Annotated in this window: 17 protein-coding genes; 15 read left to right on the top strand and 2 right to left on the bottom strand. The window is 68.4% G+C overall.

Features of this window, described 5'->3' with window-relative positions; all coding sequences use genetic code 11:
- The first annotated feature begins 45 nt into the window (after positions 1 to 45).
- The 13 genes from ccmA to dinB all read left to right on the top strand — a co-directional run bounded on the left by ccmA (position 46) and on the right by dinB (position 10,036).
- The gene (gene ccmA, locus VF329_05030) at positions 46 to 684 is read left to right on the top strand and encodes a heme ABC exporter ATP-binding protein CcmA (protein HEX7080356.1); all 639 of its coding nucleotides are present in this window, start codon (positions 46 to 48) and stop codon (positions 682 to 684) included.
- A gap of 8 nt (positions 685 to 692) precedes the next feature.
- A complete protein-coding gene (ccmB, locus tag VF329_05025) occupies positions 693 to 1,358 on the top strand; it encodes a heme exporter protein CcmB (protein ID HEX7080355.1) in 666 nt (221 codons plus the stop codon).
- Positions 1,359 to 1,407: 49 nt separating this feature from the next.
- On the top strand, positions 1,408 to 1,743 hold the full coding sequence (locus VF329_05020; GenBank protein HEX7080354.1) for a helix-turn-helix transcriptional regulator: 336 nt from the start codon (positions 1,408 to 1,410) through the stop codon (positions 1,741 to 1,743).
- Positions 1,736 to 2,353: a hypothetical protein gene (locus VF329_05015; protein HEX7080353.1), complete on the top strand. Its 618-nt coding sequence runs from the start codon at positions 1,736 to 1,738 to the stop codon at positions 2,351 to 2,353. The genes VF329_05020 and VF329_05015 overlap by 8 nt, the downstream gene beginning before the upstream one ends.
- Before the next feature lie 49 nt (positions 2,354 to 2,402).
- Positions 2,403 to 3,161 carry a heme ABC transporter permease gene (locus VF329_05010; GenBank protein ID HEX7080352.1) on the top strand — a complete coding sequence of 253 codons (759 nt, stop codon included), beginning with the start codon at positions 2,403 to 2,405 and terminating at the stop codon, positions 3,159 to 3,161.
- Positions 3,158 to 3,346 carry a heme exporter protein CcmD gene (gene ccmD / locus VF329_05005; GenBank protein ID HEX7080351.1) on the top strand — a complete coding sequence of 63 codons (189 nt, stop codon included), beginning with the start codon at positions 3,158 to 3,160 and terminating at the stop codon, positions 3,344 to 3,346. Before VF329_05010 ends, ccmD begins: the two co-directional genes overlap by 4 nt.
- On the top strand, positions 3,343 to 3,780 hold the full coding sequence (gene ccmE, locus VF329_05000) for a cytochrome c maturation protein CcmE (GenBank protein ID HEX7080350.1): 438 nt from the start codon (positions 3,343 to 3,345) through the stop codon (positions 3,778 to 3,780). Before ccmD ends, ccmE begins: the two co-directional genes overlap by 4 nt.
- Positions 3,777 to 5,759 (top strand): heme lyase CcmF/NrfE family subunit, encoded by a 1,983-nt coding sequence (locus VF329_04995; GenBank protein ID HEX7080349.1) that lies wholly within the window; start codon positions 3,777 to 3,779, stop codon positions 5,757 to 5,759. The genes ccmE and VF329_04995 overlap by 4 nt, the downstream gene beginning before the upstream one ends.
- Before the next feature lie 3 nt (positions 5,760 to 5,762).
- Positions 5,763 to 6,317: a DsbE family thiol:disulfide interchange protein gene (locus VF329_04990; GenBank protein HEX7080348.1), complete on the top strand. Its 555-nt coding sequence runs from the start codon at positions 5,763 to 5,765 to the stop codon at positions 6,315 to 6,317.
- Positions 6,318 to 6,319: 2 nt separating this feature from the next.
- Positions 6,320 to 6,739: a cytochrome c-type biogenesis protein gene (locus tag VF329_04985; protein ID HEX7080347.1), complete on the top strand. Its 420-nt coding sequence runs from the start codon at positions 6,320 to 6,322 to the stop codon at positions 6,737 to 6,739.
- Positions 6,736 to 7,752 (top strand): tetratricopeptide repeat protein, encoded by a 1,017-nt coding sequence (locus VF329_04980; protein ID HEX7080346.1) that lies wholly within the window; start codon positions 6,736 to 6,738, stop codon positions 7,750 to 7,752. Before VF329_04985 ends, VF329_04980 begins: the two co-directional genes overlap by 4 nt.
- Before the next feature lie 4 nt (positions 7,753 to 7,756).
- On the top strand, positions 7,757 to 8,656 hold the full coding sequence (locus tag VF329_04975; protein ID HEX7080345.1) for a DNA-formamidopyrimidine glycosylase family protein: 900 nt from the start codon (positions 7,757 to 7,759) through the stop codon (positions 8,654 to 8,656).
- Between the two features lie 150 nt (positions 8,657 to 8,806).
- Positions 8,807 to 10,036 carry a DNA polymerase IV gene (gene dinB / locus VF329_04970; protein HEX7080344.1) on the top strand — a complete coding sequence of 410 codons (1,230 nt, stop codon included), beginning with the start codon at positions 8,807 to 8,809 and terminating at the stop codon, positions 10,034 to 10,036.
- Between the two features lie 73 nt (positions 10,037 to 10,109).
- Here the strand turns inward: dinB and VF329_04965 are convergent, their stop codons facing one another.
- Positions 10,110 to 12,032 (bottom strand): ATP-binding cassette domain-containing protein, encoded by a 1,923-nt coding sequence (locus VF329_04965; protein ID HEX7080343.1) that lies wholly within the window; start codon positions 12,030 to 12,032, stop codon positions 10,110 to 10,112.
- A 169-nt stretch (positions 12,033 to 12,201) separates the two neighbouring features.
- Between VF329_04965 and VF329_04960 the strand changes: the two genes are divergently transcribed.
- Positions 12,202 to 13,020 carry a class I SAM-dependent methyltransferase gene (locus tag VF329_04960; protein HEX7080342.1) on the top strand — a complete coding sequence of 273 codons (819 nt, stop codon included), beginning with the start codon at positions 12,202 to 12,204 and terminating at the stop codon, positions 13,018 to 13,020.
- Positions 13,020 to 13,862 carry a class I SAM-dependent methyltransferase gene (locus VF329_04955; protein ID HEX7080341.1) on the top strand — a complete coding sequence of 281 codons (843 nt, stop codon included), beginning with the start codon at positions 13,020 to 13,022 and terminating at the stop codon, positions 13,860 to 13,862. Before VF329_04960 ends, VF329_04955 begins: the two co-directional genes overlap by 1 nt.
- Here VF329_04955 and modA read toward each other — a convergent pair.
- A complete protein-coding gene (gene modA / locus VF329_04950) occupies positions 13,820 to 14,704 on the bottom strand; it encodes a molybdate ABC transporter substrate-binding protein (protein ID HEX7080340.1) in 885 nt (294 codons plus the stop codon). The two genes, VF329_04955 and modA, sit on opposite strands and share 43 nt — an antisense overlap.
- Positions 14,705 to 14,841: the final 137 nt, after the last annotated feature.

Below are 14,841 nucleotides of genomic sequence, written 5' to 3'. Positions count from 1 at the left end.
CTCTTAAATAAATCTATTCAACGCTCAGTGCTCGATCCGACTCCGATGACCGACGGCCAGGACGCGGGCGCGCCGTTCCCGGGCCTCCGCGTCGACGGTCTCGCGATGTGGCGCGGCGAGCAATGCCTGTTCGAGTCGCTCGACTTCGCGCTCGGCGAAGGGCAGATCGGGCTCGTCGTCGGCCCGAACGGCGCGGGCAAGACCACGCTGCTGCGCGTGCTGGCCGGGCTGACGCCGCCTTCGTCCGGCCGCGTCGAGTGGCACGGCACGGCGCTTCGCGCGCTACCCCCGGAGCAGCGCGCCGCGATCGCGTACCGCGGCCATGCGGACGGCTTGAAGCGCGAGCTGACGGTGCGCGAGAACCTCGAGTTCCATCGCCGGATGCAGCAGACGGACGGCAACGTCGAGCGCATCGCTGCGCAGCTTCGCGTGGGCGAGAAGCTCGACGAGCGCGTCCGATTCCTGTCCGCCGGGCAGCGCCGCCGAGTCGGGCTCGGCTGCCTGCGCCTCGGCGGCGCGAAGCTGTGGATTCTCGACGAGCCGATGACGCATCTCGACGCAGCCGGTCGCGCGCTCGTCGCCGGGTGGATTGCGAATCACGTCGCCGCCGACGGGATCGCGGTCGTCGCGACGCATCGCCCGGACGAGCTCGCTCGGCCGGGCGCGCTCGTGATCGAGCTCTGACGCCGACGATGGGGGCATTCGGCGCGATCGTCGTCCGCGACCTGAAGCTCTCGTTCCGCCGCTGGAGCGAGCTTGCGAACCCGCTGATCTTCTTCGTGATCGTCGCGGCGTTGTTCCCGCTCGCGATCGCTCCCGGCGAGGTCGAGCAGCGCACGATCGGCATCGGCGTGCTGTGGGTGGCGGCGCTGTTGTCGTCGCTGCTCGCGCTCGAAGGGCTGTTTCGCAACGACGCGGACGACGGCAGCCTCGAGCAGCTGCTGCTGTCGCCGGTGCCGTTCGGGGTCACGGTGATCGCCAAGATCGCCGCGCACTGGCTCGTGACGGGCGTCCCGCTGATCGTGCTCGCACCGCTCGTCGCGCTCGCGTTCGGCGTACCGGTTGGCGCACTGCCGGTGCTGCTCGCGGCCTTGCTGCTCGCGACGCCGACGCTGAGCGTGCTCTCGGCCGCCGGCGCCGCGCTGACGCTCGGCATTCGCCACAGCGGCGCGATCATCGGCCTGCTCGTGCTGCCGCTCGCGACGCCGCTTCTGATCTTCGGCGCGCGCGCGACGGATCTCGCCGCGCACGGCGAGGCGACGGCCGGCCCGCTGTATCTGCTCGCCGCGCTCGCCGTGCTCGCGGTCTCCGCCGGGCCGGTGGCGGTCGCCGGCGCGCTCCGCGTCGGCCTCGAATGAGCGGCGGTCGGTTGCGACAAACCGCATTTTTTTCTACAATGTAGTCTTTATGGCGCAGAACCAGAACCTCGGAGAATTCGAGCAGATCGTGCTGCTCGCGATCCTGCGCCTCGACAGCGAGGCCTATGGCGTAGCGATCCGCGAGGAGATCATCCGGCGAACGGGCCGGAGCACGGCACCGGGCGCGCTCTACACCACGCTGGATCGGCTCGAGCAAAAGGGCCTCGTGTCGTCCCGTCTCGGGGAGCCGACGCCGGAGCGCGGCGGCCGCGCGAAGCGCTACTACTCGGTCAGCCCGGCCGGTGTCGATGCCGTGGAGCGCGCGCAGCGGTCCTACCGGAACCTGCTCGAAGGTCTTCATATCTTTTCGAGAAAGCATGCTTAGGGCATTCATAGCGGAGGAAATTCTTGCCCTATCCACGCCTCCCGAGCGCGCCGCGACGATCGCGGGCGACCTCGTGGAGGAAGCGCGCGCCCGAGGGCTCGCGTGGTTTTGCGCTGCGCTCGCCGGCGTGTCGCTCGCGATGTTCGCCCGCGGCTTCGGCCTCGCCCGCGGGCTCACGCTGCGCCTGCTGGCCGTCGGGCTCGCCGGCTGGTTTGCGGTCTACGTCCTCGTGCGAGTCGCGGGCGCGGCGCTCGGGCTCGAGCCGCTCTTGATTCCGATCGACGACCCGGCGGCGCTCCCGCCCGCGACGCTCGCGTACCTCGGCGGGACGCTGATGCTGTCGAGCTTCGTCACGGGGCTCGCGTTTGGCTTCCGGCCCGCACGCAACGGCTCGAGCCCGGTCATGCCGCTCGCGATGTTCTGGAGCACGACGGCCGTGGTGGCCCCACTCGCGGACGCGTGGGCCGGCACGGCGACCTGGTTTTGCACGATGATCTACCTGCTCGGAGTGCCGGCTTGCTACGTGCTTCCGCTGCTTGCCGGCGGCGTTGCGGCGCGGCGCGGCGCGGCGAGACGGCGCTCGTCCGCGGCGGGCGGGGCGTTGCCGTGATCCGAGCCGCGCCGCATTTCGAGGGCTGCGCCGCTCGACGGGCGTTTGAATGATGTCTTACCTCCCGCGCTGGTTTCACCGCTGGGCCTCGCCGCCGCACGTCTACCGGCTCGCGGACCGGCTGCGCCCGTGGCTCGGGTGGGCCGCCGCGCTCGTGATCGCGGGGGGCGCTTACGGCGGCCTCGTGCTCGCGCCGCCGGACTACCTTCAGGGCGACAGCTTCAGGATCATCTACGTCCACGTGCCGAGCGCGTACCTCAGCATGCTCGGCTACGTCGTCATGGCCGCCGCGGCGGGCATCGGGTTCGTCTGGCGGATCAAGCTCGCGCACGCGGTCGCCGTCAGCGTCGCGCCGATCGGCGCCTCGTTCACGTTTCTCGCGCTCGTCACCGGCGGCATCTGGGGGCGGCCGACATGGGGCACGTACTGGGTGTGGGGCGACGCGCGCCTGATGTTCGAGCTGATCCTGCTGTTTCTCTATCTCGGCTACCTCGCGCTGCGGGCATCGTTCGAGGACGCCGAGAAGGCCGACCGCGTGAGCGCGATCCTCGCAGTTCTCGGGGTCGTCAACGTGCCGATCATCCACTACTCGGTGGAATGGTGGAGCACGCTGCACCAGGGGCCGACGATTTCGAGCTTCGGCGAGGTCTCGATCACGATGGACATGCTGGCGCCGCTCCTCGTGATGATCGTGGGGTTCACGCTGTGCTTCGCCTGGCTCGTGTTGAACCGCCTGCAAGGCGAGATTGTCGAACGGGAACGGGACGCGCGCTGGCTCAAACGGCTGGCCGCGGAGGCCGGGCGATGATCGATTTCCTCTCGATGGGCGGCTACGCTGCTTATGTCTGGTCCGCCTACGGCATTACACTCCTCGTTCTTCTGATCAACATCTGGGCGGCCCGGCGGTCGAGGCTCCGGCCGCTCGAGCGTGTCGCGCGGGGCTCGGGCGAGGAGCCGCCGCGTCGGCGCCCCACGGTGAGGCAGGTGGAATGACGCCTAGACAGCGACGAATGGGGCTGATCGCGGCCGTGCTGGCCGGCGTGGTGGTATCGGCGGCGCTCGCGCTCCGCGCGTTCGAGCAGAATCTCCTGTACTTCTTCAGCCCGACGCAGGTCGTCACCGGCGAGGCGCCGACGGAGCGGACCTTCCGGCTCGGCGGCATGGTGCTCGACGGGAGCGTCGAGCGCGAGCCCGGCAGCCTCACCGTGAGCTTCGTCGTCACCGATTACGCCAATTCGATTCCGGTGCGGTACACGGGCGTGCTGCCGGATCTGTTCAAGGAAGGGCAGGGCGTCGTCGCGCGCGGGCGGCTCGACCCGGCCGGTCACTTCGCGGCCGAGGAGGTGCTCGCGAAGCACGACGAGAACTACATGCCGCCCGAGGTCGCCGAGGCGCTCGAGAAGGGCCGCGCGAGCCAGGCGCCATGATCCCCGAGTTCGGCCAGTTCGCGCTGATCCTCGCGCTCTGCCTGAGCCTCGCGCAGGCCGTCCTGCCGCTCGCAGGCGCGGCGCGGGGCAACCGGCAGTGGATGGCGCTCGCGCGTCCGGCCGCCGCGGGGCAATTCGTGTTCTGCGCCGTCGCGTTCGCGGCGCTCGCGCACGCCTTCCTGACGAACGACTTCAGCGTTCGCTTCGTTGCGCTCCACTCGAACACCGCGCTGCCGACGTTCTACAAGTTCGCGGCGGTCTGGGGCGGCCACGAGGGCTCGATGCTGTTCTGGATCACGGTCCTCGCCGTGTGGACGCTCGCCGTGGCGTGGGCCGGGCGCGATCAGCCGCTCGAATTCTCGAGCCGCGTGCTCGGCGTGCTCGGTATCGTGAGCGCCGGCATGCTGCTCTTCACGCTGCTCACGTCGAACCCGTTCGACAGGGTCGCCGTGCCCCCGCTCGACGGCAACGATCTGAACCCGCTGCTGCAGGATCCGGCGATGGTGCTCCATCCGCCGATGCTCTACAGCGGCTACGTCGGGCTCTCCGTGCCGTTCGCGTTCGCCGTCACGGCACTCTTGACCGGGAGGCTCGACCGCGACTGGGCACGCTGGGCCCGGCCCTGGGTCTCGGGCCCGTGGATCTTCTTGACGCTCGGCATCGCGCTCGGGAGCTGGTGGGCGTACTACGAGCTCGGCTGGGGCGGCTGGTGGTTCTGGGACCCGGTGGAGAACTCGTCTTTCATGCCTTGGCTCGTGGCCACCGCACTGATGCATTCGCTCGCAGTCACGGAGAAGCGAGGGCTTTTCAAGAGCTGGACCATTCTGCTCGCGATCGCGGCGTTTTCGCTGAGCTTCCTCGGCACGTTCCTGACGCGGTCGGGCGTGCTGATCTCGGTGCACGCGTTTGCGTCCGACCCGGCGCGCGGGTTGTTCATCCTGACGCTCCTCGGGGTCATCAGCGGCGGTGCGCTGCTGCTCTACGCGATGCGCGCGGGCGCGCTCACGGGAGGGGGCGGCTTCACGCTGCTTTCGCGCGAGGCGCTTCTGCTCGCGAACAACCTCCTGCTTGCGATCGCGGCGTTCGCCGTGCTGGTCGGCACGATCTATCCGTTGATTCACGACGCGCTCGGGCTCGGACAGCTTTCGGTGGGTCCGCCGTATTTCAATGTGATATTCCTCGTGCCGATGCTGCCGCTCGCGGCGCTCCTCGGCCTCGGAATGCACGCGGCCTGGCGAAAGACCCCGGGTCGGCTTATCGCTCGCAAGCTGAAGTGGGCGGCGATCGTCGCGGTGCCGCTCGGGATCGCCGTGCCGTGGCTGGTTTACGGCGGCGGCTCCGTGTTGACGACGATCGGCATCGTCGTCGGGCTCTGGGTGTGCGCGTCGTCGCTCGTCGATCCGGTCACGCGCCTCGTGCGCCGCGGGGGGACGGCCGCGCCGCTCACGCGCGCGCAGCTCGGCATGTGCGTCGCGCATCTCGGCGTCGGGATCTTCATCCTCGGCGCCACCGTCACGTCGTCGTTCGACGTCGAGCTCGACACCGCCGCGCGGCCCGGAGACACGTGGGAGGCGGGCGGCTACGAGTTCACGCTGCGCGGACTGCGCGAGGTCGAAGGCCCGAACTACGAGGCGGTCGAGGGTGAGTTCGAGGTGCGCCGCCGCGGCGAGCTCGTGACCGTGCTCCGCCCGCAGCAGCGCGTGTACCGCGTGCAGCAGAACCCGATGACCGAAGCCGCGATCGATGCGGCGCTGCATCGCGACGTGTTCGTCGCGCTCGGGCAGTCGCTCGGCGACGGCGCGTGGAGCGTGCGCGTGCGCGTAAAGCCTTTGATCAGCTTTTTGTGGATCGGCGCGGTCGTCATGGCCTTCGGCGGCCTGATCGCCGTCGGCGACCGCCGTTACCGTTCCGTTCCCGCCGCGCGTGTCGAGCACGAGCACGCGGTCGCGGCCGGGGCGCAGCCCGCCGAGGGGGGCTGAGGCATGTGGCGCTTTGCGATCCCGGTCGTCCTGTTCGCGGTGCTGGCCGTGTTTCTCTTTCGCGGCCTCTCCCTGAACCCCGGCTACATTCCGTCGCCGCTCGTGGGGCGGCCGGCGCCCGAGTTCAGCCTTCCGGATCTGCAGGACCCGACGAAGCAGGTCGGAAGCCGCGACTTCGCGGGCCGCGTCGCGATCCTGAACGTGTGGGCCACGTGGTGCCCGCCGTGCCGGCAGGAGCACCCGTTTCTCGTCGAGCTCTCGAGGACGAGCGGCGTGCCGATTTTCGGGTTGAACTGGAACGACGATCGCGACGCGGCGCTCGAATGGCTCGAGACGCTCGGCAACCCCTACGTTGCGACCGCGTACGATCCTCAGGGGGACGTCGCCGTGGACTGGGGCGTCTACGGCGCGCCCGAGACGTTTCTGATCGGGCCTGACGGCACGGTGCTGCACAAGCACACATCGGCGCTGACCCCCGAAATCTGGCGCCGCGATTTCGTTCCGAAGATTGCCGAGGCGTGCGGCGGATCGCCATGCCCCTCGGCCGGCGGAGAGTGATCATGGTGAGGAGAGTGCTCCCGGCGTTGCTCGTTGCGCTGTTCGCGTTGCCGGTTCTCGGCATCGAGGGCGAGCTCGGCTTCGACGATCCGGCGCTCAACGAGCGCTATCGCACCCTGCTGCACGAAATCCGCTGTCCGAAATGCCTGAACACGAGCATTGCGGACTCGACTGCACCGATTGCCGCGGACCTGCGCCGCGAAGTCCATAAGAAGATGGCCGAGGGGTACACCGACGAGCAGATCATGGACTTTCTCGTATCGCGATACGGCGAGTTCGTCGTGTACCGTCCGCCGCTGCAGCCGACGACTTGGGTGCTTTGGGCCGGGCCTGTGGTGCTGCTGCTGATCGGCGGCCTCGTCTTCGCGAGGATTCTGAAGGATCGCTCCGCGCAGCCGCTCGACGAGGACTCGATCGCGTGACCGGCTTCTGGATCGGAGCGGGCGCGCTCTGCGCCGTTGCGCTCGCGTTCATTCTGGTGCCGCTCTGGAGGCAGCGCCGCGTTACCGGGCGGTGGTCCGCGGCGGGCGTCGCGTTCGCGCTGCTGACCGTTCCGCTCGCGTTCGGGCTCTACGTGCATCTCCGCACGTGGCAGCCGGAGGTCCTCGAGCAGCGCGCCCGGCAGGTCGAGCTCGTGAGGCGGCTCGCCGAGGAGATGCGCGAGAATCCCGAAGAGGTCGAAGGCTGGCGCCTGCTCGGGCGCAGCTACGTCGCGCTCGGCGAGTACGGTGCGGCGCGGGAAGCGTTCGAGGAGGCGATGCGGCGCACGCCCGAGCCCGACAACGAGCTGAAGCTGTCGTTGGCCGAGGCGCAGGTGCTCGAGGACCAGTCGCGTCTTGCGGGCGAGGCCGGAGAGGTGATCGAGGAGGTGCTCGCCGAGGAGCCGAACAACCCGAGAGCGCTTTGGTACGGCGGCCAGCGTGCGCTCGGGCTCGGCGACGAGGCCGCCGCGCGCGACCGCCTCACGCGGCTGCTCGACCTCGGCATCGTGCCCGAAGGGCTCGTCCCCGTCATCCGCGCGCAGCTTGCAGCGCTCGGCTCGGCGGCCGGGCCGCAAGGCTCGGGCGCCGGGGAGGGCGCCGCTGCCGACGGTCCGGAGATCAAGGTCAGCGTCGCGCTCGGCGACGGGGTGTCCATCGACGGTCTCGGGCCCGACGCCGCGCTCTTCATTTTCGCGCGCGCGCCGGAAGGCGGTCCGCCGGTCGCCGTGATTCGGGCGCCGGCGTCGGCGGTTCCGGGCGAGTTCGTGCTGAGCGACCGCAACGCGATGCTGGCCGGGCGCTCGCTTGCCGATTTCGAGGAGCTGAACCTCGTCGCGCGGGTGTCGCCGAGCGGTCAGGCGCTCGAGCAGCCGGGCGACCTCTACGGCGAGCGGCGCTACCGCGCGGGCGACGGCGAGAGCGTTGCGCTGGTGATCGACAAGGTCGTGCAATGACTCGATGCCCGAGCTTCCCGACATCACGGTCTATGTCGACGCGCTTCGCGAGCGTGTGGTGGGCCGGCGCGTAACGCGCGTCAGGATCGCGAGCCCGTTTCTGCTGCGCACGGCCGAGCCGCCGATCGAGTCGATCGTCGGTCGGCGCGTCGAGGAATGCTTCCGGCTCGGCAAGCGGATCGTTCTGGCATTCGACAACGGCCACCATCTCGTCCTGCACCTGATGATCGCCGGCAGGCTGCAATGGCACGAGCGGCCGGCCGCCCGCCCGACGCGGCAGACGCTGGCGGCGATCGCGTTCGAGTCCGGCGAGCTCGTGATCACCGAAGCCGGGACGAAGAAGCGTGCGGCGATGTTCCTCGTCGCGGGGCGCGACGCGCTCGACGCGCACGACCGCGGCGGGCTCGAGGTGCAGGACGCGGACTTCGACGCGTTTCGCGCCGCGCTGACGCGCGAGAATCACACCTTGAAGCGTGCGTTGACCGATCCGCGTATCCTGAGCGGCATCGGCAACGCGTACTCGGACGAGATCCTGCACCGCGCGCGGCTGTCGCCCGTGCGGCTCACGTCGAAGCTCACGGACGAGGAGCTCGCGAGGCTTTTCGCGGCGACCCGCGAGACGCTCGACGAGTGGACGGCGCGCCTGCGGCGGCAATACGCGGGACGCTTCCCGACGAAGGTCACGGCGTTTCGACCCGAGATGCAGGTGCACGGGCGTTACGGCCAGCCGTGCCCGGTGTGCGGCACCGTGGTCCAGCGCATTCGCTACGCCGCGAACGAGACGAACTACTGCCCGCGGTGCCAGACGGAGGGGAAGCTCCTCGCGGATCGCGCGCTGTCGCGACTGCTGAAGCAGGACTGGCCGCGCTCGATCGACGAGCTCGAGCGGCGCGAGGCGCGGTGAGGCCCGAGGCTGCGACGCGGCGCGGGTTGAAACGGCGGCGCGGGAGCTGTAAGAAAAAGCGCTTTCTACATAAGAGGATAGGGCGCTTTTTTCATGCGACATCTTGGATACTGCCCTCGCCGACGGGGGCGGGTCGCCGGGGAGATTGCGATGTCGGGCTGGCCGTGCGTCATCGTGCATGCGGACATGGACGCGTTTTACGCGGCCGTCGAGCAATTCGACGATCCGTCGCTGCGCGGCAAGCCCGTCCTGGTCGGGCCGCGCAGCGCGAGGGGCGTGGTCCTCACGGCGAGCTACGAGGCACGGCCTTTCGGAGTCGGCAGCGCGATGCCGATGGTCGAAGCGCTCCGGCGTTGCCCGCAGGCCCTCGTCGTCCCGCCGCGCTTCGAGCGCTATCAGGCCGTGTCGCGGATCGTGATGGACGTGTTTGCCGACTTCTCGCCGGCGGTCGAGGCGCTCAGCCTCGACGAGGCGTTCCTCGACATGTCGGGCGCGGAGCGGATCTTCGGCCCGCCGGCCGAGCTCGGTCGGCGCTTGAAGGACGCGGTGCGTGAAGCGACCGGCGGCCTCACGGTCTCCGTCGGGATTTCCGCGACGAAGTTCGTCGCGAAGGTCGCGAGCGCGCGCATGAAGCCCGACGGGCTGACGATCGTGCCGCCGCAGGACGCACGGTCCTGGCTCGCGCCGTTGTCCGTGTCGTGGCTGTGGGGCGCCGGCGCGAAAACCGCGGAGCGGCTGCGCGGGATCGGGCTCGAGACGATCGGCGACGTCGCCGCGGCCGATCCCGCGATGCTGCGTCGAGAGCTCGGATCGATCGGCGAGCGCCTCCATGCGCTCGCGCGCGCCGAGGATCCGCGGGCCGTGGAAGCGTCCCGCGCGGCGAAGAGCATCGGGTCCGAGCTCACGTTGAGCGCGGACACGCAATCGGCGCACGAGCTCGAGCTCCATCTTCACCGCTCGGCGGACAAGGTCGCGCGGCGATTGCGGAGAGCGGGGCTGTGCGCCCGCGGCGTCCGCGTGAAGCTGAAGCGCTACGACTTCAAGCTGATGTCGAAGCAGCGGGCGCTCGCCGAGCCGACGGACGTCGCTGAGGATCTGTATCGCGCTGCGCGCGCTCTGCTTCGATCGTTCGGCCCGCTTCCGCCGGTCCGCCTCGTCGGTCTGGCCGCTTTCGAGCTCGTGCCGCGGCCGGAGGGCGCGACACAGGGCGACTTGCTGTCGCCGCGCAGCCGGATGCGCGATCTCGAGGTCGCACTCGACCGTCTCGCCGAGCGCTTCGGCCCGGGCGTGGTGACTCGCGCGTCCGAGCTCGTGCGCGACCGCGGCGTCGGCGAGGGCACGAACCTCGATTTCCTCCGCGACCCGAAGAAATCCCGCTGACCCCCAAAAAGGTGTCAGACACCTTTTTCCGGAAAATCGTGTCTGACACCTTTTTCCTCGGCCTACATCGGATCTAGTTGCCGGCGAGGCGCTGCGCCTCTTGCTCGAGCTCGGCCCAGCGCTCGACGGCGGCCTCGAGGCGTTGCTGCGCCTCGTGGAGCTGTGCGAGGTGCTTCTCGGCCTCCTCGCGCGGGCGAAGGTAGAACTCCGGATGCCCGATCTCGCGCTCGAGCTCGGCCACCTCCGATTCGAGACGCTCGATCTCGTCGGGCAACCCATCGAGCTCGCGCTGGAGCTTGTACGAGAGCTTCTGAGGCGAGGAGGGCGGCCTCTTCTTCTGCGTACTGCGTCCTGCGGAGCGCGACGCCGCAGGCGGCGTCTCGTCTTCCCCCGCCGCGAGATTCCTATGCCGCCGTGCCCAGTCGCTGTAGCCGCCGGCGTAGCGCCGGATTGCCCCGCCTTCCTCGAAGACGAGCGTGCTCGTGACGACCGCATCCAGGAAGTGCCGATCGTGGCTGACGACGATCAGCGTGCCGTCGTAATCCGCGAGCCGCTGCTCGAGCGCCTCGAGAGTTTCGACGTCCAGATCGTTGGTCGGCTCGTCGAGCACCAGCAGGTTCGACGGGCGCGTGAACAGCTTTGCGAGAATGACACGGTTGCGCTCTCCCCCCGAGAGCGCCGCGACGCGCGTCGCCGCTTGCTTCGGCGTGAACAGAAAGTCGGTGAGATAAGCCACGACGTGCTTCTTGCGGCCGTCGATCGAGATGTAGTCGCGGCCCTCGCCGATGATCTCCGCGACCGTCTTGCTCTCGTCGATCTCGCGACGAAGCTGATCGAAGTACGCGATCTCGAGGTTCGTTCCGAGCTTTACCGTCCCTTCGTCCGGCTCGAGCTCGCCGAGCAGGATGCGGAGCAGCGTCGTCTTGCCGACCCCGTTGTTGCCGATGATGCCGATGCGGTCGCCGCGCATGATGCGTAGCGAGAAATCGTGGAGCAGACGCTTGCCGCGAAACCCGTGCGTAACGCCGCGCACTTCGATGACCTTGCGTCCGGAGAGCTCGTCGGACTCGTTGACGAGAATGCGCGCGGTCCGCGGCCGCTTCATCCGCTGCGCGCGTTGCTCGCGCATCGCCTCGAGCGCGCGCACGCGCCCCTCGTTACGGTGCTCGCGTGCCTTGATTCCTTGGCGGATCCAAGCCTCTTCCTCCGCGAGCTTCTTGTCGAAGAGCGCATTGCGGCGATCTTCCTCCGCATCGCTCCGGGCTTTCTGCTCGAGGTACTCGCGATAGCCGCCGGGCCAGCTGCGCAGCTTGCCGCGATCGATGTCGACGATTCGGGTAGCGACCTTCTGCACGAAGGTGCGGTCGTGCGTGACGAACAGCACCGCCCCGGGGAAGCGTCGGACCTGCTCCTCGAGCCACTCGATCGTGCTGATGTCCAAATGGTTCGTCGGCTCGTCGAGCAACAGCAGGTCGGGCGCCGAGACGAGCGCTTGCGCGAGCGCGACCCGCCGCCGCCAGCCGCCGGAGAGCTCGTCGAGCCTGGCATCGGCGGGGAGCGAGAGCTGACTGACGATGGAATCGATTTGCGCGTCGATCGACCAGCCTCCGGCCGCGACGATCTCGCGCTCCAGGCTCTCCATCTCGCGAAGCGTTGCGCGGCTCGGAGAAGCGTCCGCCGCGAGCCGCCGGTACTCGGCAAGGCGCGCGAGCTGGTCCGCCATACCGAGCGCGACGAAATCGCGGACTTTCCGGTGCGAAGCGTCGGCGAGCTTCTGGTGGAGCGCCGCTATACGCAGCCGAGCGGGCCTTTCGATCTTGCCGTCGTCGGGCTGGAGGTCGCCCGTGATCAGCTTCAGCGTCGTGGACTTACCGGCGCCGTTGCGCCCGATCAAGCACACGCGCTCGCCTTCGTCGATCGAGAAATCGGCCTCCACGAGGATGCGCCTGTCGGCGAACGACAGGGAGACGGCGTCGAATCGGACGAGAAATTTCATTGCCAAAGGTTATTAAGAGATAGTCGTATTACAAATATGTTTCCGGATAGTGGTAGACATTCCATCTTATCCCTGTAATATCCATCCCCTTAGCGCCTGCGCGCCGTCTTGCGCGCTAGACCATCTCGGCGCGTAGACGATTCCGTCGTTCACAACCCAAGGGAGGCCGATGAAAGCAGCAACTGCGAACACACAAGGCTTTGGAAAAGATCCTTTGAGCATTCGGGAGTCCGATCACTATAAGGAGGAATATGCAAAATCATTCGTCGCGAAGTGGGATGAGCTGATCGACTGGGAAGCACGCGCGAAAGCGGAAGGCGAGTTCTTCATCGAGCAGCTCCGAGCGCACGGCGCGAAGAAAGTGCTCGACGTCGCCACGGGCACCGGCTATCACTCGGTGCAGCTCCTTCGTGCCGGCTTCGAGGTCACGAGCGTCGACGGCAGCGCGGCAATGCTCGCGAAGGCCTTCGACAACGCACATCGGCGCGGATACATCCTGCGCACGATCCAGGCCGACTGGCGATGGCTCAATCGGGATGTCCACGATCTCTACGACGCCGTGATCTGTCTCGGCAACTCGTTCACCCATCTTCACAACGAAAACGACCGCCGCAAGGCGCTCGCCGAGTACTACGCGACGCTCCGGCACGAAGGCATTCTGATCCTCGACCAGCGTAATTACGACGCGATTCTCGACAAGCAGATCGAGCCCTCCCACCGGTACTACTACTGTGGAGAGAACGTCTCTGCGGAGCCCGAGCACGTCGATGAAACGCTCGCGCGCTTCCGTTACAGCTTCTCTGACGGCTCGGTATTCCATCTCAACATGTTTCCGTTGCGCAAGGCATACGTCCAGCGTCTGATGAAGGAGGTCGGCTTTCAAAGAGTGACGACCTATGGCGACTTCCAGGAAACGTACCGCGACCGCGAGCCCGACTTCTTCATCCACGTGGCCGAGAAGAAATACGTGAACAGCGGGGAGGCGTAATGAACGCGCGTTACTCGGAAGTCGTGCAGACTGCGCGCGACTACTACAACAGCGACGACGCCGACAACTTCTACTTTCACGTCTGGGGCGGCGAGGACATCCACATCGGGATCTACGCGGCCGACGACGAGCCGATCGCGATCGCGTCCGAGCGCACGGTCGCGACGCTCGCCGGTCGCCTGCAGGGCCTCGGTCCGGGCACGCAGGTGATCGACGCGGGCGCGGGCTACGGCGGTGCCGCGCGCTGGCTCGCGCGCCGCGCCGGCTGCCGCGTCTTCTGCGTGAACCTCAGCGAGACACAGAACGAGCGCAACCGCGAGCTCACACGCGCGGCGGGGCTCGACGAGCTGATCACGGTGCACGACGCGAGCTTCGAGGACATCCCGAGCGAAGACGGGCGTTTCGACTACGCCTGGTCCCAGGACTCGCTGCTGCATTCCGGGGACCGGGCGCGGGTGCTCGCCGAGATCGATCGCGTCCTGAAGCCGGGCGGGGAGCTGATTTTCACGGATCCGATGCAGGCGGACGACTGTCCGCCGGGCGTGCTCCAGCCCGTGCTCGAGCGGATTCATCTCGAGACACTCGGCTCCGTCGGCTTCTATCGCACCGAGGCGAAGCGTCTCGGCTGGGAAGAGCAGGGCGGTTTCACGGATCTGACGCCCCAGCTCGTCCGGCATTACACGCGGGTTCGCGAGGAGCTCGAGGCGCGGCGCGAGGAGCTTCGCGCGCATGTCTCGAACGGCTACATCGATCGGATGATCACCGGCCTCGGCCACTGGATCGACGCCGGGCGCAAAGGTCATCTCGCCTGGGGCATCCTCCATTTCCGCAAGCCGCGCTGAGCCGAGCGGGAACTCGGCGATGCGTTCCTGTTCGGCTCGGAGAGGTATCCGAAGCGCTCGATGATCTTCTCGGCGTCGGGCGACTCGAGAAAGGCGAGGAACTCGACGGCCGCACGATTGCCTGTCGCGCGGGTCAACAGGACTGCGTCCTGGCGAATCGGCTCGTGGAGCTCCGGCGGCACGACGACATGCGCGGCCTCGCCGTCGTAGGCGAGTGCCTGCGAGAGCGCGACGAGCGCGAGCTCCGCGTTGCCGGTCTCGGCCATCGCGAACGTTTGCCCGATGTTCGGCCCGAAGACGATGCGTCCCTGTAGCGCCTCCCACAGCGACATCTCGCGAAGCACTTGACGAGCCGCGGCACCGTACGGCGCCAGGTCGGGCTGTGCGATCGCGAGCCAGCGGTAGTCGTCGCGCCGCAGCGTCTCGAGCGCGAGTCCGGCCCGAAATTCGGGATCTCGCGTCCAGAGCACGAGGCGGCCCACGGCGTACGTGAAAAGGGATGCGCGGTCCGCGCGGCCCTCGTCCACCAGGCGTCGCGGGCGCTCCTGGTCGGCGGCGAGGAGCACGTCGAACGGCGCGCCGTTCACGATCTGCGCATAGAGCTGACCGGTCGAGCCCGGCACGGCCGTGAGCTCGTGCCCAGAGGCCGACTCGAACTCCGCTGCGAGCGCCTGCAACGGCGTCACGAAGTTCGCCGCGACGGCCACCGTGACGGTCTCGGCCGCGAGCGGCGCCGACACGAGCGCGAGCACGAGACCGAGCAGCGCGCCGCAGCGCAGCGTGCGCCGGAGCGCGCCTCGGCTGCCGGCCCGCGCGCCGAAGAAAAAAGGCGACCTTGACATCACGTACCCTCGGATCGCAGCGCGAAGCTCTCGACAGCGACGGCCTCGCTGAACGACGGGTCTGCCCGCACGTTGCGAAGACTATAACGGAGGCCGCGAGCGGAGGCCGCAAGCCGCGGAACCGGAAGACGACCCTC

This window comes from Gammaproteobacteria bacterium (genome assembly GCA_036381015.1).
Lineage (GTDB): Bacteria > Pseudomonadota > Gammaproteobacteria > Steroidobacterales > Rariloculaceae > ZC4RG20.
This window is presented reverse-complemented; position numbering and strand designations above follow the sequence as displayed.